This is a genomic window from Aquibaculum arenosum (assembly GCF_029222965.1).
GTDB classification, from domain to species: Bacteria; Pseudomonadota; Alphaproteobacteria; order Kiloniellales; family DSM-21159; genus Aquibaculum; species Aquibaculum arenosum.
The window spans coordinates 76,865-98,615 of record NZ_JARHUD010000002.1; the positions used below are offsets into that span (position 1 = coordinate 76,865).

The 21,751-nt window shown below is 64.5% G+C and carries 21 protein-coding genes and 1 tRNA gene; 17 read left to right on the top strand and 5 right to left on the bottom strand.

Annotated features, from left to right (window positions below):
• The 4 genes from P2G67_RS03295 to P2G67_RS03310 all read left to right on the top strand — a co-directional run bounded on the left by P2G67_RS03295 (nucleotide 1) and on the right by P2G67_RS03310 (nucleotide 4,398).
• Nucleotides 1-2,040 (top strand): sensor histidine kinase, encoded by a 2,040-nt coding sequence (locus P2G67_RS03295; RefSeq protein WP_275820006.1) that lies wholly within the window; start codon nucleotides 1-3, stop codon nucleotides 2,038-2,040.
• A 173-nt stretch (nucleotides 2,041-2,213) separates the two neighbouring features.
• Nucleotides 2,214-2,426, top strand: coding sequence for a DUF4170 domain-containing protein (locus tag P2G67_RS03300; RefSeq protein WP_275820007.1), 213 nt, complete (start codon nucleotides 2,214-2,216; stop codon nucleotides 2,424-2,426).
• 33 nt (nucleotides 2,427-2,459) lie between these two features.
• Entirely contained in the window at nucleotides 2,460-3,188 is a 729-nt protein-coding gene (locus P2G67_RS03305; RefSeq protein WP_275820008.1) for a hypothetical protein, read from the top strand.
• 52 nt (nucleotides 3,189-3,240) lie between these two features.
• The gene (locus tag P2G67_RS03310; protein ID WP_275820009.1) at nucleotides 3,241-4,398 is read left to right on the top strand and encodes a pyridoxal phosphate-dependent aminotransferase; all 1,158 of its coding nucleotides are present in this window, start codon (nucleotides 3,241-3,243) and stop codon (nucleotides 4,396-4,398) included.
• Between the two features lie 19 nt (nucleotides 4,399-4,417).
• Here P2G67_RS03310 and P2G67_RS03315 read toward each other — a convergent pair whose 3' ends face one another.
• Nucleotides 4,418-4,942, bottom strand: coding sequence for a prolyl-tRNA synthetase associated domain-containing protein (locus tag P2G67_RS03315; protein WP_275820010.1), 525 nt, complete (start codon nucleotides 4,940-4,942; stop codon nucleotides 4,418-4,420).
• Nucleotides 4,943-5,066: 124 nt separating this feature from the next.
• Between P2G67_RS03315 and P2G67_RS03320 the strand changes: the two genes are divergently transcribed.
• From P2G67_RS03320 to P2G67_RS03330, 3 genes are all read left to right on the top strand, one after another.
• Nucleotides 5,067-5,141, top strand: a tRNA-Gly gene (locus P2G67_RS03320).
• Nucleotides 5,142-5,316: 175 nt separating this feature from the next.
• Nucleotides 5,317-7,389, top strand: coding sequence for a capsule polysaccharide biogenesis protein (locus P2G67_RS03325; RefSeq protein ID WP_275820011.1), 2,073 nt, complete (start codon nucleotides 5,317-5,319; stop codon nucleotides 7,387-7,389).
• Nucleotides 7,389-8,858 carry an LTA synthase family protein gene (locus tag P2G67_RS03330; protein WP_275820012.1) on the top strand — a complete coding sequence of 490 codons (1,470 nt, stop codon included), beginning with the start codon at nucleotides 7,389-7,391 and terminating at the stop codon, nucleotides 8,856-8,858. The genes P2G67_RS03325 and P2G67_RS03330 overlap by 1 nt, the downstream gene beginning before the upstream one ends.
• Nucleotides 8,859-8,883: 25 nt before the next feature.
• Here the strand turns inward: P2G67_RS03330 and uvrC are convergent, their stop codons facing one another.
• From uvrC to msrB, 3 genes are all read right to left on the bottom strand, one after another.
• Nucleotides 8,884-10,833: an excinuclease ABC subunit UvrC gene (uvrC, locus tag P2G67_RS03335; RefSeq protein ID WP_322099638.1), complete on the bottom strand. Its 1,950-nt coding sequence runs from the start codon at nucleotides 10,831-10,833 to the stop codon at nucleotides 8,884-8,886.
• A gap of 430 nt (nucleotides 10,834-11,263) precedes the next feature.
• A complete protein-coding gene (locus tag P2G67_RS03340; RefSeq protein WP_275820014.1) occupies nucleotides 11,264-12,046 on the bottom strand; it encodes an SDR family oxidoreductase in 783 nt (260 codons plus the stop codon).
• Nucleotides 12,039-12,437 carry a peptide-methionine (R)-S-oxide reductase MsrB gene (msrB, locus tag P2G67_RS03345; protein ID WP_275820015.1) on the bottom strand — a complete coding sequence of 133 codons (399 nt, stop codon included), beginning with the start codon at nucleotides 12,435-12,437 and terminating at the stop codon, nucleotides 12,039-12,041. The genes P2G67_RS03340 and msrB overlap by 8 nt, the downstream gene beginning before the upstream one ends.
• Nucleotides 12,438-12,551: 114 nt before the next feature.
• On the opposite strand from msrB, the gene P2G67_RS03350 reads away from it, so the two are divergent.
• On the top strand, nucleotides 12,552-12,851 hold the full coding sequence (locus tag P2G67_RS03350; RefSeq protein WP_275820016.1) for a c-type cytochrome: 300 nt from the start codon (nucleotides 12,552-12,554) through the stop codon (nucleotides 12,849-12,851).
• Between the two features lie 94 nt (nucleotides 12,852-12,945).
• Complete coding sequence (pgsA, locus tag P2G67_RS03355; RefSeq protein ID WP_275820017.1) at nucleotides 12,946-13,527, top strand: CDP-diacylglycerol--glycerol-3-phosphate 3-phosphatidyltransferase; 582 nt, start codon at nucleotides 12,946-12,948, stop codon at nucleotides 13,525-13,527.
• Between the two features lie 29 nt (nucleotides 13,528-13,556).
• On the opposite strand, the gene P2G67_RS03360 is transcribed toward pgsA, so the two are convergent.
• Nucleotides 13,557-14,576 carry a polyprenyl synthetase family protein gene (locus tag P2G67_RS03360; RefSeq protein ID WP_275820019.1) on the bottom strand — a complete coding sequence of 340 codons (1,020 nt, stop codon included), beginning with the start codon at nucleotides 14,574-14,576 and terminating at the stop codon, nucleotides 13,557-13,559.
• Nucleotides 14,577-14,685: 109 nt separating this feature from the next.
• Here P2G67_RS03360 and P2G67_RS03365 point away from each other — a divergent pair, with 109 nt between their 5' ends.
• The 8 genes from P2G67_RS03365 (at nucleotide 14,686) to P2G67_RS03400 (ending at nucleotide 21,748) form a co-directional block, all read left to right on the top strand.
• The gene (locus tag P2G67_RS03365; protein WP_275820020.1) at nucleotides 14,686-14,907 is read left to right on the top strand and encodes a putative signal transducing protein; all 222 of its coding nucleotides are present in this window, start codon (nucleotides 14,686-14,688) and stop codon (nucleotides 14,905-14,907) included.
• Nucleotides 14,907-15,677: a tRNA1(Val) (adenine(37)-N6)-methyltransferase gene (locus P2G67_RS03370; RefSeq protein WP_275820022.1), complete on the top strand. Its 771-nt coding sequence runs from the start codon at nucleotides 14,907-14,909 to the stop codon at nucleotides 15,675-15,677. Before P2G67_RS03365 ends, P2G67_RS03370 begins: the two co-directional genes overlap by 1 nt.
• A 79-nt stretch (nucleotides 15,678-15,756) precedes the next feature.
• Nucleotides 15,757-16,848 (top strand): ABC transporter ATP-binding protein, encoded by a 1,092-nt coding sequence (locus P2G67_RS03375; RefSeq protein WP_275820024.1) that lies wholly within the window; start codon nucleotides 15,757-15,759, stop codon nucleotides 16,846-16,848.
• Entirely contained in the window at nucleotides 16,848-17,747 is a 900-nt protein-coding gene (locus tag P2G67_RS03380) for an ABC transporter permease (RefSeq protein WP_275820026.1), read from the top strand. The genes P2G67_RS03375 and P2G67_RS03380 overlap by 1 nt, the downstream gene beginning before the upstream one ends.
• Nucleotides 17,748-17,756: 9 nt before the next feature.
• Nucleotides 17,757-18,551: an ABC transporter permease gene (locus P2G67_RS03385; RefSeq protein ID WP_275820028.1), complete on the top strand. Its 795-nt coding sequence runs from the start codon at nucleotides 17,757-17,759 to the stop codon at nucleotides 18,549-18,551.
• Nucleotides 18,552-18,626: 75 nt separating this feature from the next.
• On the top strand, nucleotides 18,627-19,667 hold the full coding sequence (locus P2G67_RS03390; RefSeq protein WP_275820030.1) for an extracellular solute-binding protein: 1,041 nt from the start codon (nucleotides 18,627-18,629) through the stop codon (nucleotides 19,665-19,667).
• 123 nt (nucleotides 19,668-19,790) lie between these two features.
• The gene (locus P2G67_RS03395; protein ID WP_275820032.1) at nucleotides 19,791-20,717 is read left to right on the top strand and encodes a nitrilase-related carbon-nitrogen hydrolase; all 927 of its coding nucleotides are present in this window, start codon (nucleotides 19,791-19,793) and stop codon (nucleotides 20,715-20,717) included.
• Nucleotides 20,717-21,748 carry a histone deacetylase family protein gene (locus P2G67_RS03400; RefSeq protein ID WP_275820034.1) on the top strand — a complete coding sequence of 344 codons (1,032 nt, stop codon included), beginning with the start codon at nucleotides 20,717-20,719 and terminating at the stop codon, nucleotides 21,746-21,748. Before P2G67_RS03395 ends, P2G67_RS03400 begins: the two co-directional genes overlap by 1 nt.
• The last annotated feature ends 3 nt before the right edge of the window (nucleotides 21,749-21,751 follow it).

A 21,751-nucleotide genomic window follows, 5' to 3' on the forward strand; every position in this document is an offset into this window, starting at 1 on the left:
ATGACCGCGTGGCTGCTCGCATCCGCCCTCGGCCTTACGACCCTGTCCTTGACAGCCGCGCTGCTGCGGACCCGGCGTCGAGAACGCCAGGCCGGTGCGCAGCGTGAAAGCCTGCAACACGAACTGAGCAGCCTGCGAGAGACGCTCGCGGCCGAACGGGAAGCACAGCAGAGCGCCCGCAAAGACAGCGACCGGCTCGCGGCACTGGTCGACCACGTGCCCCGACCAGTGTGGACACGGGACAGCCGGGGCCGCCTGACATACTGCAACGCCGCCTACGCCGCCGTGCTCGAAGCGGAGCGTGAGGGCGTGATCGCCCACAACGTGCCGCTGGTGGAAACGCCCGATCACGCACGCCTTCAGACCCTGATCGACCAGGCGCTATCAGGCGAAGCTGCTCAGAGTGATCGTTTCCACATCATCGCCGACGGCCAACGGCGCTATTGGGAATTGACGGAGGTGCCGCTCGCAACCGGTGAGCTCATTGGCTATGCGCGAGACCTGACGGAGTGGCAGGAAACCGACAAGAACCTGCGCCGGCACCTGGAAGCGCAACAAAGCATCCTGGAGAGTATCGGCATTGGTATCGCCATTCTCGACTCCGATATGCATCTGAGCTTCTTCAATCTCGCCTACGCGGCGATCTGGCAATTCGACGAGGATTTCCTGGCCGAAGGCCCGCATGTCAGCGAGATGCTCGAATGGCTGCGCGAGCACCAGCGCCTTCCGGAGCAGGTGAACTTTTCCGCCTGGCGGCAGCAGCGTATCCGTAAGCTGGAGATGCTGGTCGAGCCAGAGGAGGAGGCGCACCACCTGCCCAGCGGGCGCACGCTGCGCGCCACCTTGCACCCCCATCCTTTTGGCGGTGTGGTGCAGGTCTACGAGGACGTCACCGACCGCCTGGAACTGGAGCGGACCTACAATACCTTGCTGGCCGTCCAGCGAGCGACCCTGGACAGCCTGCACGAAGGCGTTGCCGTCTATGGTCCGGACGGGCGTCTGCGCCTGAGCAATCCCGCCTTCGCCCGCATCTGGAACCTGTCCCTGCCCTGGCTTGATGAGCAGCCGCACGTTCGAGAGATGGTGGCACGCTGCAGAAGCTTTTTCGATGTGTCCGACGAGGCCTGGCCGGACCTCTTGGAGAAGATCGTCGCCATCACGACTGAGGCCCAAACCCGTGCCGGTCGGATGGATCGAAGCGACGGTTCGGTCATCGAGTGGCGGCAGACTCCCTTGCCCGACGGCAACTGTGTACTGGGCTACGTGGATGTCACTGATAGCGTCAACGCCAAGCAGGCGCTGGTCGAACGCAACGAGGCCCTTGAGACCGCCGACAGGCTGAAAAGCGAGTTCATTGCCAACATCTCCTACGAGCTGCGCACACCGCTCAACGCCATCGTCGGCTTCGCCGAGATGCTGCAGCAGAACTACTTCGGCGAACTGAACGAACGGCAACAGGAGTATGCCGGCGCCATCATCAACTCCTCACAACAGCTGATGGCGCTGATCAACGACATACTTGACCTCGCCTCCATCGAGGCCGGTTACATGGAAATCGAGACCGGCGAGGTGGATCTTTGCCAACTGGTCACCAGCGTGGAGAAGCTGTGGCGCGACAGGGCCCGGACCCGCAACCTGGCACTGACAGTCTCCTGCCCTGACGAAATCGGCACGCTGCAAGGCGACGAGCGTCGCCTCAGCCAGGTGCTGTTCAACCTGCTGTCCAATGCCTTCCGCTTCACGCCGGATCGTGGGGCGATCGAGGTCGCTGTAGAGCGCAAAGCCCACGAAGTGATTCTCACCGTCAAGGACAACGGAATCGGCATTCCGGAAGATGAGCGCGCGGGTATCCTGGGCCGGGAGGACTACGGACGCTTTTCCCGCACGCAACGCCGGCGGACCGGCGCCGGCATGGGGCTGGTGCTGGCACGCTCTCTCATCGAACTGCACGGCGGGCACCTGGAACTGGAGTCGACGCCCAAGAAGGGGACGATAGCCCGCTGTCACCTGCCGTCCGCGCAGCCTGCAACCCACGGATGACGGCTGGCAGGGCAGCCTTCCTGTCTCATCCTGGGCATTTTCAGGCCCAAAGCGTGGAAATCACTGGAAAAAGTGCCCGTTCTCAGCCCGGCCAAGGTTGCAGTTCTCTGACAAGCCCATTACCTTCGAATCGCTGGCTGCATGGATTCGTTGAGGAACAAGGGCAACTTCCGATGCAACGCTATTGGGTGATCGGTGGCGAGTACAAGGACACTTCTTTCCAGGCCGTCGCTGCCGGTCGCGAGGAATGGTTCGGTCCCTTCGACAGCTTCGAGCAGGCCAAGAAGGAATGGGCACGCCTTGCCTGGTCCACCGTCGACCACGCAACGACACGCTATCGCATCGAGGCGATGGATCCTGACGAATCGCCCCCCTGCACCGATTGATGCACGTTCCATGCTGAGTGCCAGCAATACCCAATGAGTTGGCCACTGCCTGCCGAGCCGGCTAAGCGCTTGGCTCTGGCATTCGGTTATCCCTACGCCGTTCCGGAGGAGAGCTACCTACTGCGCAACGGCCGCGCTGTTGCGCTCCCGGCCAACACCGATTTCGCCGGGCGCATAGCAGTGCTGGCGCACGGCTCCAACCGCTCTCCCAAACAACTGGCGCGAAAGTTCCCGAACGGCGAAATCCCCGTAACTCATGGCACGCTGCGCGATCATGCGGTGGTCTACGCGGCCTGCCTGACGCGCTATGGCGCCTGCCCGTCGCTGCTGCGCCACCTGCCGGGCGCGAGCGCGCGGTTGTCGATCACCTGGCTGACCCAACAGCAATTGCAGTTCATGCATCGCACCGAGGGCGCCTATGGCTTCGGCCGCTTGCAAGCGGATTTCGAGGTGGAGGCCGGTGCGCAACCGCAGGAGCTGCACCTCTATCACGGGCGTCCAGGATGCCTGACCATCGGCGCCGACGCCGTCGCGCTGCACGCCGTCACCCAGGATGCTGGCCACTTGCCAAGGCTGTCGCAGCGCGACGCCCTGACACACATCCACAGGCTATGGGACTGCAGCAGCAGCCTGGAAAGTTTCCTGCTCGCAATGATAGATGCTACGGACGAACGCCATCGCTTGCGCGCCCGGCTGGAGGGCAGCGCCATAAGCAATCCGCTGCCAGGCTTTCACGGGCTCGTGCCGGAAGCACTGGATTAAGCATCACCATTGCCGGCAGGGTTTGAAGCCGGTTCAGACTGGGAGTCGTTTCATGCCCTTGAAGGTCGCGCGCCGGGGACAGGTCCCACCATTCATCGTCATGGATGTACTGCGCGCCGCGAACGAGAAGGCCGCAGCCGGCGAACGGGTTCTCCACCTTGAGGTCGGCCAGCCAGGAACGCCGGCGCCTGCGGGTGTGCGTGCTGCGGCCGCGCGCGCGCTGGAGGGTCAGAACCTCGGTTACACCGACGCCTTCGGCATTACGCCTCTGCGCGAAGCCATCGCTCGCCACTGCGAGAACAGCTATGGCGTCCAAGTCTCGCCTGGGCGCGTCGCCACCACCGTCGGCTCCTCCGGCGGCTTTCTTCTCTCGTTTTTGGCGGCCTTCGAAGCCGGGGACCGGGTGGCTCTGGCGGCGCCAGGCTACCCCGCCTATCGCAACATTCTCGAAGCCCTGGGCATTGAGGCAGTGCTGCTGGAAACCGAGTTGGAGCACCGCTTCCAGCCGACGCCGGAACTGCTCGACTCGGCTGGACCATTGGACGGCCTGATCATTGCCAGCCCCTCGAACCCCACCGGCACAATGCTCGGCCGGGAGGAAATGGCGGCGCTGGTGCAGTGGTGCGAGTCGCATGACGTGCGCTTGATCTCCGATGAGATCTACCACGGCATCACCTTCGGTGAGCGGTCGGTCTCGGCCCTGGAGTTCACCGACCAAGCCGTGGTGGTGAACTCCTTCTCCAAGTACTTCTCAATGACGGGCTGGCGGCTCGGCTGGTTGATTCTGCCCGAAGATCTGCTGCGCTCGGTGGAATGTCTGGCGCAGAACCTCTTCATTTCGCCGCCTAGCCTGTCACAGGCTGCCGCGGTGGCCGCCTTCGAGTGCCACGCCGAACTGCAGGAGCACCTGGCCGGCTATGCGCGCAAGCGCGCGCTCTTGCTGGAAGAACTTCCGAAAGCCGGCTTCGGCCAACTCGCGCCGGCCGATGGGGCCTTCTATCTCTACGCTGACGTTGGGCACCTGACCGGCGACTCCGAAGCCCTGTGCCGGCAACTGCTGGATGAAACCGGCGTCGCGCTGACGCCCGGCACCGACTTCGATCCGATTCGCGGCAAGCACTACCTCCGCTTCTCCTTTGCGGCCGCTGAGGATGACATCGCAGAGGCGGCGCGGCGGCTGATTGACTGGCACGAGCGGCGGCGGAGGTGACCCCTCTGCCGCCCCGACCTCAAGCAGGGTCGAACGCCAGCATCCGCGGCGGATGATTAACCGATTCCAGAAAGCGGAGCAGGTCACCCGGCGAAAGGGCGACCGTCATATCGTTGGTCAGAGGGTGCACGTTCACCGGATCGTGCGCCAGCAACGCCGAATCTATCGCCAGTTCCACCTGCCCCGCCGTGTCGTTGATCACGGCCAGCGGCGTCACTGCACCCGGCAGCACTCCCAGATAGCGCATCAGACGTTCGGGCTTGCCGAAAGAGAGCCGACCGGCGCCCAACTGCTCGCCCAGGGCCTTCAGATCGACCTCGCGATCCTCAAGGCAGGTGACCAGCCACATGGCTCCCTTTTTGTTGCGCAGGAAGAGGTTTTTGGTATGGCCGCCCGGCATATCGCCACGGAGTTCCTTGGACTGCTCCACGGTGAAAAGCGGCGGGTGCGTTACCGCGCGGTGAGCGATGCCCAGGCTGTCGAAACGGGCCAGGAGCGTTTGCGGGGAGCAGGGCGCAGAGCCGTCCTCCAGCCGCTGATTCATATCGGGAATGTCGTGCATGGTGCGCGAACGATAGCCAAGCGAGGAAATGCGATAAAGGGCCTTGCATCCTGTCGGAGGAAAAGCTATTCACCCTCCGCCCGCAGGGATGCGGGCCATACCCGACGCGGGCGTAGCTCAGGGGTAGAGCACAACCTTGCCAAGGTTGGGGTCGTGAGTTCGAATCTCATCGCCCGCTCCAGTTTCGACAAGGGCTTGGCGTCACCGCGCCAGGCCCTTGTTGCTTTTTCGGGGCATCTCCTCAGCGCGCTCCCGGGCCATTCTGGCGGACTTCTGTCCCGTACAGCGGAGTGCTACAAGGCAGCCACAGCACCCTCCTCTTTCGCCTCGCGCCGAGCAGACAAGGACCTTTCCCCGTGACCCGCCCCTGCGTTGCCATTCGCTCCCCCGGCATCTGGAAGCTGCGACGGGACGTGGAAACGCTGACCGGTTTGGAAGCGCGCCGTTACCGCTTGAACCCGCCGGCCGAGGCTGAATGCCTGATCGGCTGGGGGCACCGGCCGAGTGCGGCCCCGGTGCGCCGTCACGCAGAGGCCAAGGGCCTGCCCTATCTCCGCCTGGAAGACGGTTTCCTGCGTTCAATCAGGCCAGGCGCCGGCGTCGATCCCGCCCTTGGATTCGTTCTCGATCGCCAGGGAATCTATTATGACGCTCGCCAGCCAAGCGATCTGGAAGCGCTGCTGCAGGACGGCGGCTGGGAAAGTCCCGAGTTCCTCCGCCGGGCGCGCGACGGTATGGCGCTGCTGCGGCGCCTCCGGCTGTCTAAGTACAATGACGGCATCGATCGCAGCGCCGAGGACCTCGGCCTCACCGCCAAGCGACGACTTGTTTTGGTAATCGATCAAACGGCCGGAGACATATCCATTCCCGGCGCTCTCGCTGAAGCGTCTGACTTCACCGCCATGCTGGAGGCTGCGCTGGCCGAGAATCCGGGCGCAGAAGTAGTAGTTAAGGGCCATCCAGAGGTCGCGCGCGGCCTCAAGCGCGGCTATTTGCCGGACGCTGGCAGCCGTTCCGACGTGAGGCTCCTCAGCGAATCGATCAATCCCTGGTCCCTGCTCGACCGAGTGGATCGCGTTTATACCGTCAGCAGCGGGCTCGGATTCGAAGCGCTTTGCGCCGGCTTGCCGGTGACCTGTTTCGGCATGCCCTTCTATGCCGGTTGGGGGGCGACCGACGATCGTAAGCACTGTGCGCGGCGCACACGCACCCGCAGCACAGAAGAGATCTTCGCAGCGGCCTACCTGCTGTACAGTCGCTATCTCGACCCCTGGGATCGCAAGCCGGTGACTTTCGAGGAAGCAGCGCAAGCGCTGGCTTTCCTGCGCGACATCTACTGGGAGAACAAGCGCCCTGCGGTCCTGGTCGGCTTCACCCGCTGGAAGCGCAAGACCGTGGCTGCCTTCCTGCGCGGTGACACAACGCCCCGTTTCGAAAAACAGCCTGCCACTGCGGTGCGATTGGCGCAGGAAACGGACGCACGCCTTCTGGTCTGGAATACCCGCTGCCCGCCGGACTTGCGTAAGACAGCCGCAGAGGCGGGGGTGCCGTTGATCAACGTGGAGGACGGCTTCCTGCGCTCGGTGGGGCTGGGAGCGGCGCTCAACCCCGCGGCCTCTCTCGTCTTCGACGATGAGGGCATCTACTACGATCCCACGAAAACGAGCCGTCTCGAGCAGCTCGCGGAAACGACAGAGTTCTCCCCCGAACTGCGCGCCCGGGCCGACACCCTGCGCCGAACCATCGTGGAGCGCGCAGTCAGCAAGTACAACGTCGGCCGGCGCAGCGCGGAGCCGCTGTTCCCACCGGACCAAAAGGCCGTGTTCGTTCCGGGCCAGGTCGAGGACGACCAGTCCGTCCAGCTCGGCGCCCCGGAGTGTGGTGGCAATCTCGGGCTCCTGCGTCGTGCGCGGAAGCGCAACCCGAATGCCTTCATCCTCTACAAGCCGCATCCCGATGTGGAAGCGGGTTATCGCCAGGGGGCTCTCGAGGACCGCGAGGTTTACGAGCATGCCGACAGCATCGTGCGCGACGTGGCCTTGCCCGAGGTGCTGGCGCAGTGCGATGCCGTGGAGACCATGACCTCGCTCGTGGGCTTCGAGGCATTGCTGCGCGACAAGCAGGTGGCTGTGCACGGCCGACCCTTCTATGCCGGCTGGGGACTCACCGAGGACCTGCTGGACACGCCCCGGCGCCGAAGACGGCTGACGCTGGACGAGCTCGTGGCGGTGGCGTTGATACTCTACCCGCGCTACCTGGACCCGGTGTCCTCCCTGCCCTGCCCGCCCGAACTGGTCGTGACCCGTCTTGCGGAAGGCCGCGGCGGCAAGCCGCCACGGCGCATCATCTGGCCGATCAGGGAAGCAGTCTGGCACTTGATGGCCGGCGGCCGGCGGCTGTGGAACCGACGCCTGCAGAGGGAAGGCTGATGGCCACTGCGTTCGTCGGGCTGCTCGTGCTCTACGCCGTGGGCCTCTACCTGGAGCGCGGCGTGGCCCCGCGCCCGGCCCGCTGGCGGCGACCGCCGATTGCCTACCTCACATTTCTCACCGTGGGCTTCGCTTGGTATGCCTTGTTGCTGGGAGTGACGGGGCGAGCGCTGCTGGCGCTGCTCATCTCACTGGCCGGTGCTTTCGCCTTGCAGGTCGTCAGCAACGCCAAGTACGCGTTGCTGCGCGAACCGCTCGTCTTTTCCGACTTCGCACTGATACCCCAGATCCTACGCCACCCCCGACTCTACTATGTTGAGCTACTGCAGCGATTGCGCACCTGGTTGCTGATTGCACCGGTGATCGCACTCCTGCTGCTCTGGCTATGGCTTGAGCCGGTCATGCAGCCCTACTGGGCACGTTTTGGCCTGATCGCCCTCGCTCCAGCACTTCTGGCGCTGCCGCCTTACCTGCCAGGGCTGGGGCCGGCATTGCGACGTGCTGCCGCCCGCCATCTGCCGGTGCCGGAGCCCGAAGCAGCCACAGAGCGTTTGGGACTTGCTGCCTTCCTGCTGCTCTCGTTCCTGCGCTGGCTGGACACCCGGCCGCCGCAGGTCACCGAACCCTTGCCGCTTCCGGCCATTGCCGGGCGGAACCCGGCGCCGCTGGTGGTGGCCGTTCAGAGCGAATCTTTTCTGGACCTGCGCCGCCTGCGCGATGATGCACCCGCCTTGCCCAACCTCGCCCGGGCACAGCAGAGAGCCTTGGCATGGGGGCCGCTCGGCGTGCCGGCAATCGGCGCCTATACCATGCGCACCGAATATGCCTTCCTCAGCGCGACCGCGAATCGGGCCATGGGTTTCGACGGGCTCGACCCCTATCTGCGCGCCGACCGCTTCCCGCTGCCCTGCCTGCCTCGGCTGCTCTCGCAGGCAGGCTGGGAGACGCTTTTTCTCCATCCCCATGCCGCGCACTTCTTTCGCCGCCACAAGGTTATGCCGGCTCTGGGGTTCAACCGCATGGTGACCGAGGAGGCCTTCCCCAATGTGGAGCGCATCGGCCCCTATGTCTCAGATGCCGCGCTGACCACGGAGTTGCTGCGCCAGATGGAGGAAGCGCGGGACCCGGCCTTCATCTTCACCGTCACCATGGAGAACCACGGTCCCTGGCGACCCGGGCGGCTGCCGGGACTGGAGCAAGAGGCCGAGATCTACGGCCAACACCTGGTTCACGCCGACGCCATGCTGGGCCGTGTGCTCGATGCCCTGGATGGAATGGACCGCCCCTGGGCGCTCTGTTTCTTCGGCGACCATCCACCAATCCTGCGCTCCATCGGCGACCCTGCGCCGGATCACCGCAGTGACTATGTGCTGCTGACCTCAGCGGATCCTCCCGCAGAGGGACCGCGGGAGCTGGATGCCGCCGAGCTGGGCACCCTGCTGCGCCAGCGCATCGCCGCGATGACCTGATCCACCTGCCGCACGCCGCGGTGGATCAGGCGCCGTGGAAAAAGTAGTGGATCTTCTTGGCCACGGTGCCCGAGATTCCCTCCACCGCCTCTAGGTCCGCGCGGCCGGCCCGCTCGACCGCCCTGGCTGAGCCGAAATGCAGCAGCAAAGCCTTCTTGCGCGCCGGACCAATGCCGGGAATCTCATCCAGACTGCTCTTGAGCCGCGCCTTGCTCCGGCCGGCGCGATGGGTGCCGATGGCAAAGCGATGCGCCTCGTCGCGCAGGCGCTGAATATAGTGCAGCAGGGGGTCCGAGGGCTGTAGCAAGATCGGCGGCTGCTCCGGCAGGAATATCCGCTCGCGCCCAGCATCGCGTTCTGGCCCCTTGGCGACACCGGCCACTGGCAGATCCTCGATACCCAGCTCGGCAAAGACCTCTAGTGCCGCGTTGAGCTGCCCGCGCCCGCCGTCCACCAGCACCAGGTCCGGCCAGCCGCCTTCGGTCCGCTCCGGGTCCTCCTTCTGCGCCCGGGTGAAGCGCCGGCTCAGAACTTCGCGCATCATGGCGTAGTCGTCATTGCTGCGCGCCGGCGCCTGATCTCCCGCTCCCTGGTCACTCGGGGCCTGCCCCCGGATGGCAAAGCGGCGATAGGCGTTCTTGCGGAAGCCCTCCGGGCCGGCGACGATCATCGCCCCGTAGGGATTGCTCCCCTGGATGTGGCTGTTGTCGTAGACTTCGATGCGATTCGGCGCCTGTTCCAGCCCGAGCAGGTCGGCAAGTTCCCGGAGGCGCTTCGCCTGGGCGCTGGTCTCGGCAAGGCGGCGCGCCAGCGCTTCCTCGGCATTGCGCTCGGCCACCTCGACCAGCTTGCGCTTGGCGCCGCGCTTCGGCACGGCCAGTTCCACCCGATGCTCGGCCGCCAGGGCCAAAGCCTCAGCCACGAGCGCCTGCTCCTCGATCTCGCCGTTCAGCAGCACCAGCCGCGGCACGGGCTTGTTGTCATAGAACTGCGCGACGAAGGCTGCGAGCACCTCCTCCTGGGTCATGGCCTTGTCATGGCTCGGGAAGTAGGCGCGATTGCCGTAGTTGCGCCCGGCGCGGAAGAAGAAGACCTGCACGCAGGTTTGCCCGCCCATCTGCCGCGCCGCAATCACATCGGCATCCTCCACACCTTCGACGTTGATGTCCTGGTGCGCCTGGACATGGGTCAGGGCCCGGATACGGTCGCGGTAGCGGGCGGCCTGCTCGAAGTCGAGCTGCTCAGCTGCATCCTGCATAGCAGCAGCCAGTTCGCCTTGTATGCCCTGGCTGCGGCCGGTCAGGAAGGCCCGAGCCTCGACCACAAGCTTGTTGTAGTCGCCCTCTGAGATACGGCCGACGCAGGGCGCCGAGCAGCGCTTGATCTGATAGAGCAGGCACGGCCGCGTGCGGTTGTTGAAGACGCTGTCGGAGCAGGAGCGCAGCAAGAAGGCCTTCTCCAGCGCGGTCAGGGTACGATTGACCGCGCCTGCGGACGCAAAGGGCCCGTAATAGCTCCCGGGCTCATCCTGACTGCCTCGGTGCTTGCGGATGCGCGGGAAAGGATGATCGCTGCCGATCAGGATGTAGGGAAAGGACTTGTCGTCGCGCAGCAGCACATTGTAGCGCGGCATGAAGCGCTTGATGAGGTTGCTTTCCAGCAACAGCGCTTCCACCTCGCTGTTGGTGGCCACGACTTCCAGCGCCGTGGTTTCGGCCACCATGCGTTGCAAGCGACGCGGTAGCTTTTTCACCTGGGTATAGGAAGTGACTCGCTTCTTCAGGCTCTTGGCCTTGCCGACGTAGAGAACCTCACCGCGTCGGTCGAGCATGCGATAGACGCCAGGCCCGCCCGGCAGAGTCCGCACCGCCTTAGTCAGTACGGCCACCCCCTGAGCAAGGCCTCTGGCATCTCCCTCATCTGGAGACTCGGCTTCGAAGCGGGCCGGCTCCTCACCCAGAGCGTGGAGGCGCATCTCACCTGGAGTCTGAAAGGCCACCAGCTCCTTGAGCGACTCCGGTGCGCGCTTGCCGCCTGCTGTCGGATCGGCTGCTTTATCGGCTCGACGCTTGGTGGTCACACCCCGCCCCTATTGCACGCACAGAAAGGATAAAATGTGACGCATCCGGCGTAACCCCCCGTGATTCCGAAGAGATAACCCCCTTTCCACGGTTCCTGTGGATAAGGTTGTGCATAGCGTGTTGCCTCCACGCTTTCCCCCTAGCGGAATCAAGCCTTTCGATGAATTGCCTAAAAAACCGGCACGTCTGTAACCCGCTGAAACTGTGAATGTTTTTAATCGTCAACTCTCTCTTTGCTCCCGCTCCCCAGAATCAAGCTGCCGACGAGATTTAATGAAGCGCGACTCTCGGCCATGTGCACAACTTTCGTCGACTCTCGCGCTGTCAAGGACTGTTCTGCCCAGCCAAAGGGGATTGTGCCCACCCGAGATGCTGGCCGCCGTCAAGCGCAATCATCTGTCCGGTGACCGAAGGTGCAGCCAGGAAGTATCTCAGGGTCGCGCGCATCTCATCCAGCGACGGCGCCCTGCGCAGGGGCAGGGTTGCGACCTGCCTGGCAAACTGCTCCTCACTCTGGTTAGGCGCCGGCAGAGTGAAGCCCGGACCGATCCCGTTCACCCGGATACGCGGAGCCAGTGCCAGCGCCAGTGTCCGGGTGAGGGTCCACAGTCCCGACTTGGCCAAGGTGTAGCTCATGAAATGCGGCGTGAGGCTCCACACCCGCTCATCGAGCAGGTTCACGATCAGACCCTGTCGTTCAGCGGGCAAGCCTGCAGCAAGGGCCTGAGCCAGCACGAAGGGCGCTCTCATGCCGATCTCTAGGTGCAGGTCCCAGTTCTCCCGCTTCACGCTGTTCCATTCATCGCGCTTAAAGGCCGAGGCATTGTTGACCAGCACGCCCAGCGGCCCGACTTCGCGCCCCGCAGCTTCGGCCAAGCCAACCACCTCTTCCTCACGGGTCAGATCGGCCTGGAGCAGAGCACCTCTGCCTCCGGAGCCCTCGATGAGCGCAAGGGTTTCCTCCGCGTCAGCACGTGAGTGGCCATAGTGCACGCCGACGCAAAAGCCGGCGGCAGCAAGTTCCAGCGCCAGAGCCCGACCGATCCGCCGGCCAGCGCCTGTGACCAGCGCACCGCGCGCATAGCCGCCCGTGAGGCTATCAGTCATTGTTCGGCTCGAAGGACAGCGCTGCAGAATTTATACAAAAGCGCAGCCCCGTCGGCTGCGGGCCATCTTCGAAAACATGCCCCTGATGCGCCCCGCATTGCGCACAGTGCACCTCGGTCCGCACCATGCCGATGCTCTGGTCGGTCTTGCTGGCCACAGCATTCTCGTCCAGGGGCTGCCAGAAGGACGGCCAGCCACTGCCGCTGTCGTATTTATGTTCGCTGGAATAGGCCGGGGAGCCGCAAACCACGCAGTGGAAAGTGCCTTTGCGCTTTTCATCCAGCAGGTCGCCGGTGAAAGGGCGCTCGGTCGCCTCCTGCTGCGTCACGCGATACTGTTCGCGCGTTAGGTGGTCGGTGCCGTGATAGCGACGGCCTTCGTTCTGGCTCATGATGCAGGTCTCCGTTTAAGCTCCAGGCTATCAATATCGGAACCCGAGGCGGCCACGTACAGCCCCCAGGGAGGCCGAAGTGCCTTGAAGGCCACTCATACCGGGAGGGATCCAATGCGTCTGCTCGTCATGCTCGCCACCCTATTGCTCGCCAGCGCCGCCCATGCGGCGGACCCTGAAGCCGGCCGGACACTGGCGCGGGAAGCCTGTGCCTTCTGCCATGTGGTGGAAGATGGCGGCAGCGGCAGCGATGCGGTTCCAAGCTTCCCCGCCATCGCACGCGAGGCCGGGGACAACATCGAGGCCCTGCGCAGCTTCACCGTGGAGCCTCATCCGCAGATGCCGCAGTTCGCCGACCTCAGCGAAACCCAGGTTGATAACCTGATCGCCTACATGCGCAGCCTCACCGAATAAGGAGAAGCGCGGAGAGCGGGCGGACAGTACGGCGGCCCCCAAACCGCGGCAGCACGCCCTGTCCTCGCCCGGGCGCTTGGTGCACAATGGCACCATGACGAGCCTGCACACCAGCCGCAAATCCGAGCTGACCACCCTGCCCAACCTCCTCACCCTGGCGCGCATCGCAGCGATCCCGGCGGTGGTGGCGCTGCTGTTTGTCGATGGAGCCTTTGCCCGTTGGGCCGCGCTGGCGCTCTATGCGCTTGCCGGACTGACGGACTGGCTTGACGGGAAGCTGGCACGCGATCGCGGGGAGGTCTCGCCCTTGGGCCGCTTTCTCGACCCGATCGCCGACAAGCTGCTGGTGGCTGCCATCATCATCATGCTGGTGGCAACGGGCGATATCGCCGGCTTGCATGTCGTTGCGGCCCTTCTCATCCTCAGCCGGGAACTGCTTGTGTCCGGTCTGCGCGAGTATCTGGCCGAACTGCAGGTGCCTCTGCCGGTCAGCAGGCTAGCGAAGTGGAAAACTGGCGTGCAGATGGTCGCTCTGGCGCTGTTACTGATCGCACCAGCGGTGCCTGCGGCCATCGGCTTGCTCGGGCTCGCTCTGCTGTGGCTGGCAACGCTGCTGACGTTGATCACGGGCTGGGACTACCTCAGCCGGGGCCTGAAGCACATGCTGCCTCGCTGAGGCTGGAACGATCCTGGCTACGAGGAAAGTCAGTAAAGCCGTTCGACGGTGAAATCGACCGCCTGTAGCAAGGCATCACGGACCCTGTCGTTGGGAAAGAGGCTGAGCGCGCTGTGCGCTTCCGTGGCGAACCTGCGAGCCCGTTCCTTGGATTGCTCCAGCGCGCCATGCCTATGCAGCAGTGCGAGTGCCTGTTCCAGGTCGCCCTCATTCTGCTCACCCTGCTCCAGGCAGCGGCGCCAGAAGCTCTTCTCCACTTCGTCACCGGCCTCGAATGCCAGAATCACCGGGAGGGTCAGCTTGCCTTCGCGGAAGTCGTCCCCCAATGCCTTGCCGCGACCGGCCGCCTCCTGGCTGTAGTCGAGCACGTCGTCCACCACCTGAAAGGCCATGCCCAGAGCTTCGCCATAGCGGCGCAAGGCTTCCACCTCATGTTCAGGCCGTTCGGCAATCAGAGCGCCCACCTGCGCGGAAGCAGCAAAGAGCACGGCAGTCTTCGCGCGGATCACGTCGAGGTAGGCCGTTTCGTTGGTCTCGGTGTCGTGGGCCGTCATCAACTGATGCACCTCGCCTTCCGCCAACGTCGCGGAGGTGCCGGCCAGCAGCTTGAGGACCGCGAGCGAACCGTCGGCCACCATCAACTGGAAGGCCCGGCTGAAGAGGAAATCGCCCACCAGCACGCTGGCCTGATTGCCAAACAGCGCCTTGGCCGTTTCCCGGCCGCGCCGCAGGTCGCTTTCGTCCACGACATCATCGTGCAGCAGGGTTGCCGTGTGGATGAACTCGACAGCCGCTGCCAGGCCCAGGGGGCGATCACTCTCCACACCCACAAGGCGAGCGCTGGCCAGCACCAACAGCGGGCGCAATCGCTTGCCGCCGGCCGCGATGATGTGTTCCGCCACCTGGGGAATCAGCGGAACCGAGGACTGCATGTGTTCGAGGATCAGGGCGTTGACGCGCTTGAGATCCGCACCCGCCAAATCCTGCAGCGGCTGCAGACTGGCGGCCTGCCGCTTCCCGGAATCGAGCGTTCGCGCTGCGTCGACCATCCGCCACCTTCGTTGGTTGCCTTGCGGTGCAACATCCCGCAGATTGCCTTGCGCTGCGCACAATAGGTCGGAGGGACCATCGGTCAAGCGCAAGCCGCCGGAGCAAGACGTGAAAGAACTGTTGCGGACCAACGATCTCGTAAAGCTCTCCTGGCTGGAAGCGCTGCTCAACGACTCCGACATCCCCTGCCTCGTTCTCGATCAGCACGCATCGGTACTGGAAGGCTCCGCCGTCGCCATTTCTCGCCGCATGATGGTCGATGATGAAGACTTCGAGCGTGCCTGCCGGCTGATCGAGGAAGCGGAGGCCAGCCTGGGGCGCGTGGGCTGATGGCTGACTGTGCAACAGAGGCCGCCCGGGAAAGCCGCCTCCTTGGGGGGCGCTTGCGGCTGCTGCAGCCAGACGCCGGCTACCGTGTCGCCATTGATCCCGTGTTGCTGGCCGCTGCCGTACCGGCGCAGCCCGGTCAAAGCCTGCTCGAACTCGGCTGCGGCAGCGGCGCGGCCTCGCTTTGCCTGCTGGCGCGCGTAGGCGGGGCGCAAGTCACGGGCCTCGAGCTCAACAGCGAAATGGCGACCCTGGCGCGTCGCAGTGCCGAGATGAACGCGCTGCCGCTCTCAGTGGTGGAGGGCGATCTGCTGCGGCTGCCAGACCAGGTTGCCGGACGCTACGATCAGGTTTTCATGAATCCGCCCTACCTGGCCGCCGGTGCGGCTTCGCCATCGAGCCAACCAACCCGTGCGGCGGCAAACCTTGAGGGCGCAGCCCGCCTCAGTCATTGGATTGATGCAGCACTGTCGCGCCTGCCCCGAGGCGGGCGCCTGACCCTCATTCACCGCGCCGACCGGATCGGCGAGATTCTGGCGCTGCTCCATGGCCGCGCCGGTGACCTCGCCGTCCTGCCACTGCGGGCTTACGCCGATCGCCCGGCCAAGCGGGTGATCGTCACCGGACGCAAGGACAAGGGCAAGCCCCTGACATTGCTACCAGATTTCATCCTTCATGACGATGGCGGCTGCTACAGTTCCGCTGCACAGAGGGTACTTCGCCAAGGCGAGGCCATCGACCTCCTCACCCCGGCCCAACGATCGAGCCTCTGAAAAAGGCTTTGCCTGCGGCATGACGACTTCCGATACTGCTGGCGAACGAGAACAGAGAAATCAACCGAGTGGAGCCTTCATGGAGTCTGTCTCGGAGGCGGCAATCGAGGCCCGTCGCCTCACCAAGGTTTTCGACGGCCCCGGTGGCGAAGTCCGTGCCTTGGACAACGTCGATCTCATCATCCGCAAGAATGAGTTCTTCACGCTGCTCGGCCCATCCGGCTGCGGCAAGACCACCCTGTTGCGCCTGGTGGCCGGATTCGAGCAGCCCAGTGGCGGAGAACTCCTCATGGACGGCGAAGCGATCGCGGAACGGCCACCGCACCGCCGGCCGGTGAACACCGTCTTCCAGTCCTACGCACTCTTCCCGCACATGACCGTGGCGGAGAATGTGGGGTTCGGGTTGGAGATGATGGGGCGCCCCCGCGAGGAAATCGGCCAGCGCGTCGAGCGCATGCTGGCGCTGGTCAAGCTCGAAGGCATGGGGCCACGTCGCCCGAATCAGCTTTCCGGCGGCCAGCAACAGCGTGTGGCGCTGGCCCGCGCGCTGGCCAATCAGCCGAAGGTGCTCCTGCTCGACGAGCCGCTGTCCGCGCTGGACTTCAAGCTGCGCAAGGAGATGCAGATCGAGCTCAAGCGCCTCCAAAGCGAAACCGGCATCACCTTCGTCTTCGTGACTCACGATCAGGAAGAAGCGCTCACCATGTCGGACCGCATCGCCGTTATGAGCGATGGCAATGTGCTCCAGATCGGCAGTCCGACGGAAATCTACGAGCACCCCACCAGCCGCTTCGTGGCCGACTTCATCGGCGAAACCAACCTGCTTACTGGCCGCTTGAGCGAACGCATGGCCTCGTCGCTGCGCTTCGAGTTGGATTCCGGCGGCCTGCTTGAGGGGCAGGAGGACGGCGGCAATGAGACTGGCGCGCGGGTCACTCTGGCCGTTCGGCCCGAGCGGGCGGAGATCAGCCGCGAGGGTTCCGGCCTAGCGGCGCGCATCGAACAGATCGTCTACTTCGGCACCGACACACACTACCACCTGCGCCTCGATGAGCAGACCCCCTTCGTGGTCCGCCATCAGAACCGGAGCGGAGCGACGAGCCGCTTCAGCCAGGGTGAGGAGGTCCGGGTGACCATCTCCCCGGATGCCATCAGGGTGCTGCAGGACTGATGCTGGAAGGACTGGGCCGAAACCGCTTTCTGCGCCGCGGACTGCTGCTGGGGCCGGCGCTCTTCGTCATCGGCTTCTTCATGATCCTGCCGCTGTTCCTGATGGCCTATGTGTCGATCCTGGAACGCGGCTTGGCCGGCGGGGTGCAATGGGGTCAGCACACCCTTGAAGCCTACGTGCGCTTCCTCTTCGAGCGCGACCTGATGGACAACCTGGTGGTCAACATCGACTACCTGCGGATCTTCGGTCGTTCCTTCGCTCTGGCCTTTGGCACAATGATCGTGGCACTGGCGATCGGCCTGCCCACTGCCTTCTACATGGCGCTCCAGCCGGCGCGCTGGCGGAATCTGCTAATCTTTCTGGTCACCATTCCCTTCTGGACCAACTTGCTGGTGCGCAACTACGCCTGGATCCTGCTGCTGCGCGACAGCGGTCTGGTGAACAGCGGTCTGATCTGGCTGGGGTTGACGGACGAGCCGGTGCGCCTGCTCTACACGCCCTTCGCCGTGGGCGTCGGCCTCACCTACTCCTTCCTGCCCTTCATGATCCTACCGATCTACGCCAGTCTGGAGAAGCTGGACCTGCGCCTCGTCGAGGCCGCCTACGATCTCGGCGCGAACAAGTGGAAGGCCCTGACCCGGATCGTTCTGCCGCTCGCCCTACCGGGCATCGCGGCGGGCAGCATTCTCGTGTTCATCCCGGCTCTGGGTGCCTACGTCACGCCGGAATTGCTCGGCGGTTCCCGACAATTGATGATCGGCAACCTGATCCAGGGACAGTTCGGCGCGGCGCGCAACTGGCCCTTCGGTGCGGCGCTGGCCTTCGTGCTCCTCGCCATCGTGCTCTGTTCGATGATGCTCTACCTGCTGCGCTTCCGCCGCGCGCCGGGTCAGGGCTGAGGAGGGGGCATGCTCAAACGTGGTTCCAATCCGCTCTGGCGCTTCCCCGGCGTCGCGCCCACGGCGCTGATCGTCTTCGCGTACCTCTATCTGCCGATCTTCATTCTCATCGCGTACTCCTTCAACGAGAACCGCCTGGCGACGATCTGGACCGGCTTCACCTTCGACTGGTACGGGGTGGTCCTGAACAATCCGGACATCATGCGTGCGGCGCGCAATTCGCTGATCGTCGCCAGCAGCGCCACCTTCATGGCGACGCTCTCGGCCATCATCGCCGGGTTGTGCATGACCCGCGACAGTTTCCGCGGGCAGCAGGGCGTGAACGCCATCATGGCCCTGCCGCTGATCGTGCCGGAGATCGTCACCGCCGTTGCCACGCTGCTTTTCTTCGTGATCATCGGCATGAAGCTGGGTCTGATGACGGTCATCATCGCCCATACGGTGTTCTGCATTCCCTTCGCCTACCTGCCGATCCGTGCGAGGCTGCAGGGGATGGATCCACGCCTGGAGGAAGCTGCAGCAGACCTCTACGCCGACCCCTGGCGCACCTTCCGGCGGGTCACGCTGCCGCTGCTCTGGCCGGGCATCCTTTCCGGCGCCATGCTGGCTTTCATCATTTCGCTGGACACCTTCGTCATCACCTACTTCGTCGCCGGCGCCGGGGCGACGACGCTACCGGTCTACATATTCGGTATGATCCGCATCGGCATCACGCCTGAGGTCAACGCGGTCTCCGCCTTGATGCTACTGGTCTCGATTGCCTTCGTGACACTCTCGTTCCTGATCGGCCGCATCCAGCGTTGACGGCCGGCGAGGCTCGGGAAAAGATCGTCCCAAGCCCAACCACAAACACCCGCAACAGGGAGAAGGATGAAGAACATGAACCGGAAAGCCATTCTGTCCGCCGGCATCGCAGCCGGCCTTTTCGCCGGCCTGGCCCAGAGTGCTTCGGCGGAGGAACTCTTCCTCTACAACTGGTCGAACTACTTCCCGCCGGAACTTCTCGAGAAGTTCGAAAGCGACACCGGCATCTCGGTCACCCTCGACGTCTATGACTCGAACGAGACCATGCTGGCCCGCCTGCAGGCCGGCGCGGCCGGCTACGACATCGTGGTGCCCTCGGACTACATGATGGAGATCATGATCAAGGAAGGCTTGGCCGAGCGCATCGATGCAGGCGAGATGGAGAACTTCTCCAACGTCATGGAGCCGCACAACGACCCGCGCCAGGACCCGGGACGCGCCTATTCCGCGCCCTATCTCTGGGGCACCACCGGCTTCACCTATGATTCCGAGCGCGTCGGTGAGCTGGAGGAAAGCTGGAAAGAGTTCTTCGAGCCACGTGAGGAGTTGAGCGGCCAGATCGCCGTGCTGAACGACGAGGTCGAGGCCTACAACGCAGCCGCCTACTACGCCGGCGTCTCCAAGTGCACCGAAGAACCGGCCGAGGCGCAGCAGATTCTCGACATCCTCCAGGCCCAGGCCCCGCATGTGGCCATGTATCAATCCGACGGAACCATCGATCGCATGGCATCTGGAGAGATGATCATGCACATGCAGTGGAACGGCGCCGCCCATCGTTCCAAGCAGGAGCGCGACAGCCTGGTCTACGTCTACCCGGAGGAAGGCATCTCCTTCTGGAACGACAACTTCATGGTCCCGGCCGGTGCGCCGAACCTGGAGAATGCCAAGACCTTCATCAACTGGATGATGGCGCCGGAGAACATCGCGGTTGCATCAAACTATACCGGCTACATGAACGCCGTTCGCGGCTCCTCGGAGTTCATGGACGAGGCGCTGGTTGAGGACCCGGCAGTGAACATGCCGGAAGAGTACGCCGACCGCCTCCGTCCCACCGAGGACTGTTCGGTGGACGCTCGCGAACTGCGCAACCGGGTGTGGACCCGCCTGCGCAGCTAAGTGGAGAGTGTATGCTGAAGGCCGGGCGCTCTTGCGCCCGGCCTTCTTATTGCCACCCTATTGTGGTGTGAGAGCAAACCCATATGGGGCCAAAGAGTGTGGGTCAGTAAACAAGGATCAGCCATGGTCGACGAACGCCCGGATAGATTTCGCATCGCCCTTTGGGCGACCAACATCGGCCGGCCGGTCAACGGGATCGACGGCTGGGTGGCAGGCGTGGAAGCACGTCTGGCCGAAGCGAAAGCGACCGGCGCCGACATCCTCGTGATGCCCGAGTACGCCGCGGAGCAATGGCTGTCGTTCGCACCGCCCGGGCTTACCGGGGCGCAAGAAATCCCCTGGATGGCGGAGCAGTCCGCCCAAGCTTTGGCGGCATTGCGCGACCTGCCGGCCCGTTACGGCCTCGCGCTGCTGGCGGGCACCATGCCGGTCCCGGATGAGAGCGGTGACACCGACGCGCCCTGGCTTAACCGGGCTTGGCTGCTGCTGCCGGACGGCCGCTGCATCGCCCAGGACAAGCTCTGCCTCACGCCGGCCGAGAAGGATCCCGAGAGCTGGAACCTCTCCACCGGCACACGCCTGCGGCTCGTTACTTGGAAGGGCGTGCGCATTGCGGTAGTGATTTGCCTGGACGTGGAACTCCCGGCCCTGGCGGCACAGCTTGCCCCGGCCCGCCCCGACGTCATCCTGGTGCCATCACAAACGGGACGCCTGGCGGGCTACCATCGCGTTTTCAGCTGCGCCAAGGCACGAGCCGTCGAACTTCAGGCCGCTGTGGCGGTCTGCGGCACCATCGGCGCGGCCGCCTACGGTGAGGATCGCCCCGGCACGGTTTCGGGCTGCAGCCTCTTCCTGCCCTGCGAAGAGCGCCTCGGCAGCCACGGCCGCGCCGCCGAGATACCGCCCATCACCGACCATGACGGTCCCGGTCCGCTGCTGTTGGCCGACGTGCCGCTCGCGGCGCTCGACGCTCTGCGAAGTGGCGACGCCGAGGTCTGGCCCGGCGCCTGGGACGCATCCGGGATCACCATCGAAGAGGAAGCCGCCTGATGCTCACGGTTTACAGCGACGATCACCGCTTGCAGGACGGCAAGGCCGAGCTGGTGGATGGCAAACTTCAACCCTGCTTCGAGATGCCGCGGCGTGCCGACATGGTGCTGGACCGGGTGAAGACCGTCGGGCTGGGCGAAGTGGTCGAGCCCAAGAATTTCGGCAAGGAACCAATCCTGCGTGTGCATGCCGAGAACTTCGTCACCTTTCTGGAAACCGCTTGGGATGAATGGTCGGCCCTGGGGCGCTCCCATGACGCTCTGCCACTCAACTGGTCGGTGCGCGGCATGCAAAACCGCGAGCCGGAAGTGATCGACGGCAAGCTCTCCTACTTCTCTTTCGACGCCGGCACCCCTGTTACGGCCGGCACCTGGCGTGCGGCCACCGCCTCGGTCAATGTCGCGCTCACCGGACTGGAAGCTGTGCTGGGCGGCGCCAGAAGCGCCTTTTCACTGTGCCGGCCGCCGGGCCACCATGCGGCTGCCGAATACTACGGCGGCTATTGCTTCCTGAACAACGCCGCCATTGCCGCCCAGGCCTGGCGCGACCGGGGAGCGGGGCGTGTTGCCATCCTCGACGTCGACTACCATCACGGCAACGGCACACAGTCGATCTTCTATGAGCGTGCGGACGTCTTCTTTACTTCGATCCACGGCGATCCGCGTCAGGAGTTCCCCTACTTCCTGGGCTACGCCGAGGAGACCGGAAGTGGCCCGGGCGAAGGCGCCAACGCGAACTTCCCCCTGCGATGGGGCAGCGGTTTTGATCTCTGGTCCGAGGCGCTGGACCAGGCCTGCAAGGCCATCACCGCGCAGGGTGCCGACGCCCTGGTCATCTCGCTTGGCGTCGATACCTTCAAAGAGGACCCCATTTCCCAGTTCCGGCTCGAAAGCGAAGACTATTTCCGCATCGGCGAGCGTATCGCGAAGCTGGGCCTGCCCACCCTGTTTGTCATGGAAGGCGGTTACGCCGTGGAAGCCATCGGAATCAATGCCGTCAATGTGCTGACCGCCTTTGAGCAGGCGGCTTGAGCC

What these genes read in the sequence shown, in the direction of transcription:
- P2G67_RS03295 (WP_275820006.1), top strand. Translation starts at nt 1, where the DNA reads ATGACCGCGTGGCTGCTCGCATCCGCCCTCGGCCTTACGACCCTGTCC.
- P2G67_RS03300 (WP_275820007.1), top strand. Translation starts at nt 2,214, where the DNA reads ATGCAACGCTATTGGGTGATCGGTGGCGAGTACAAGGACACTTCTTTC.
- P2G67_RS03305 (WP_275820008.1), top strand. Translation starts at nt 2,460, where the DNA reads ATGAGTTGGCCACTGCCTGCCGAGCCGGCTAAGCGCTTGGCTCTGGCA.
- P2G67_RS03310 (WP_275820009.1), top strand. Translation starts at nt 3,241, where the DNA reads ATGCCCTTGAAGGTCGCGCGCCGGGGACAGGTCCCACCATTCATCGTC.
- P2G67_RS03315 (WP_275820010.1), bottom strand. Translation starts at nt 4,942, where the DNA reads ATGAATCAGCGGCTGGAGGACGGCTCTGCGCCCTGCTCCCCGCAAACG.
- P2G67_RS03330 (WP_275820012.1), top strand. Translation starts at nt 7,389, where the DNA reads ATGGCCACTGCGTTCGTCGGGCTGCTCGTGCTCTACGCCGTGGGCCTC.
- uvrC (WP_322099638.1), bottom strand. Translation starts at nt 10,833, where the DNA reads ATGCGCCTCCACGCTCTGGGTGAGGAGCCGGCCCGCTTCGAAGCCGAG.
- P2G67_RS03340 (WP_275820014.1), bottom strand. Translation starts at nt 12,046, where the DNA reads ATGACTGATAGCCTCACGGGCGGCTATGCGCGCGGTGCGCTGGTCACA.
- msrB (WP_275820015.1), bottom strand. Translation starts at nt 12,437, where the DNA reads ATGAGCCAGAACGAAGGCCGTCGCTATCACGGCACCGACCACCTAACG.
- P2G67_RS03350 (WP_275820016.1), top strand. Translation starts at nt 12,552, where the DNA reads ATGCGTCTGCTCGTCATGCTCGCCACCCTATTGCTCGCCAGCGCCGCC.
- pgsA (WP_275820017.1), top strand. Translation starts at nt 12,946, where the DNA reads ATGACGAGCCTGCACACCAGCCGCAAATCCGAGCTGACCACCCTGCCC.
- P2G67_RS03360 (WP_275820019.1), bottom strand. Translation starts at nt 14,576, where the DNA reads ATGGTCGACGCAGCGCGAACGCTCGATTCCGGGAAGCGGCAGGCCGCC.
- P2G67_RS03370 (WP_275820022.1), top strand. Translation starts at nt 14,907, where the DNA reads ATGGCTGACTGTGCAACAGAGGCCGCCCGGGAAAGCCGCCTCCTTGGG.
- P2G67_RS03375 (WP_275820024.1), top strand. Translation starts at nt 15,757, where the DNA reads ATGGAGTCTGTCTCGGAGGCGGCAATCGAGGCCCGTCGCCTCACCAAG.
- P2G67_RS03380 (WP_275820026.1), top strand. Translation starts at nt 16,848, where the DNA reads ATGCTGGAAGGACTGGGCCGAAACCGCTTTCTGCGCCGCGGACTGCTG.
- P2G67_RS03385 (WP_275820028.1), top strand. Translation starts at nt 17,757, where the DNA reads ATGCTCAAACGTGGTTCCAATCCGCTCTGGCGCTTCCCCGGCGTCGCG.
- P2G67_RS03390 (WP_275820030.1), top strand. Translation starts at nt 18,627, where the DNA reads ATGAACCGGAAAGCCATTCTGTCCGCCGGCATCGCAGCCGGCCTTTTC.
- P2G67_RS03395 (WP_275820032.1), top strand. Translation starts at nt 19,791, where the DNA reads ATGGTCGACGAACGCCCGGATAGATTTCGCATCGCCCTTTGGGCGACC.
- P2G67_RS03400 (WP_275820034.1), top strand. Translation starts at nt 20,717, where the DNA reads ATGCTCACGGTTTACAGCGACGATCACCGCTTGCAGGACGGCAAGGCC.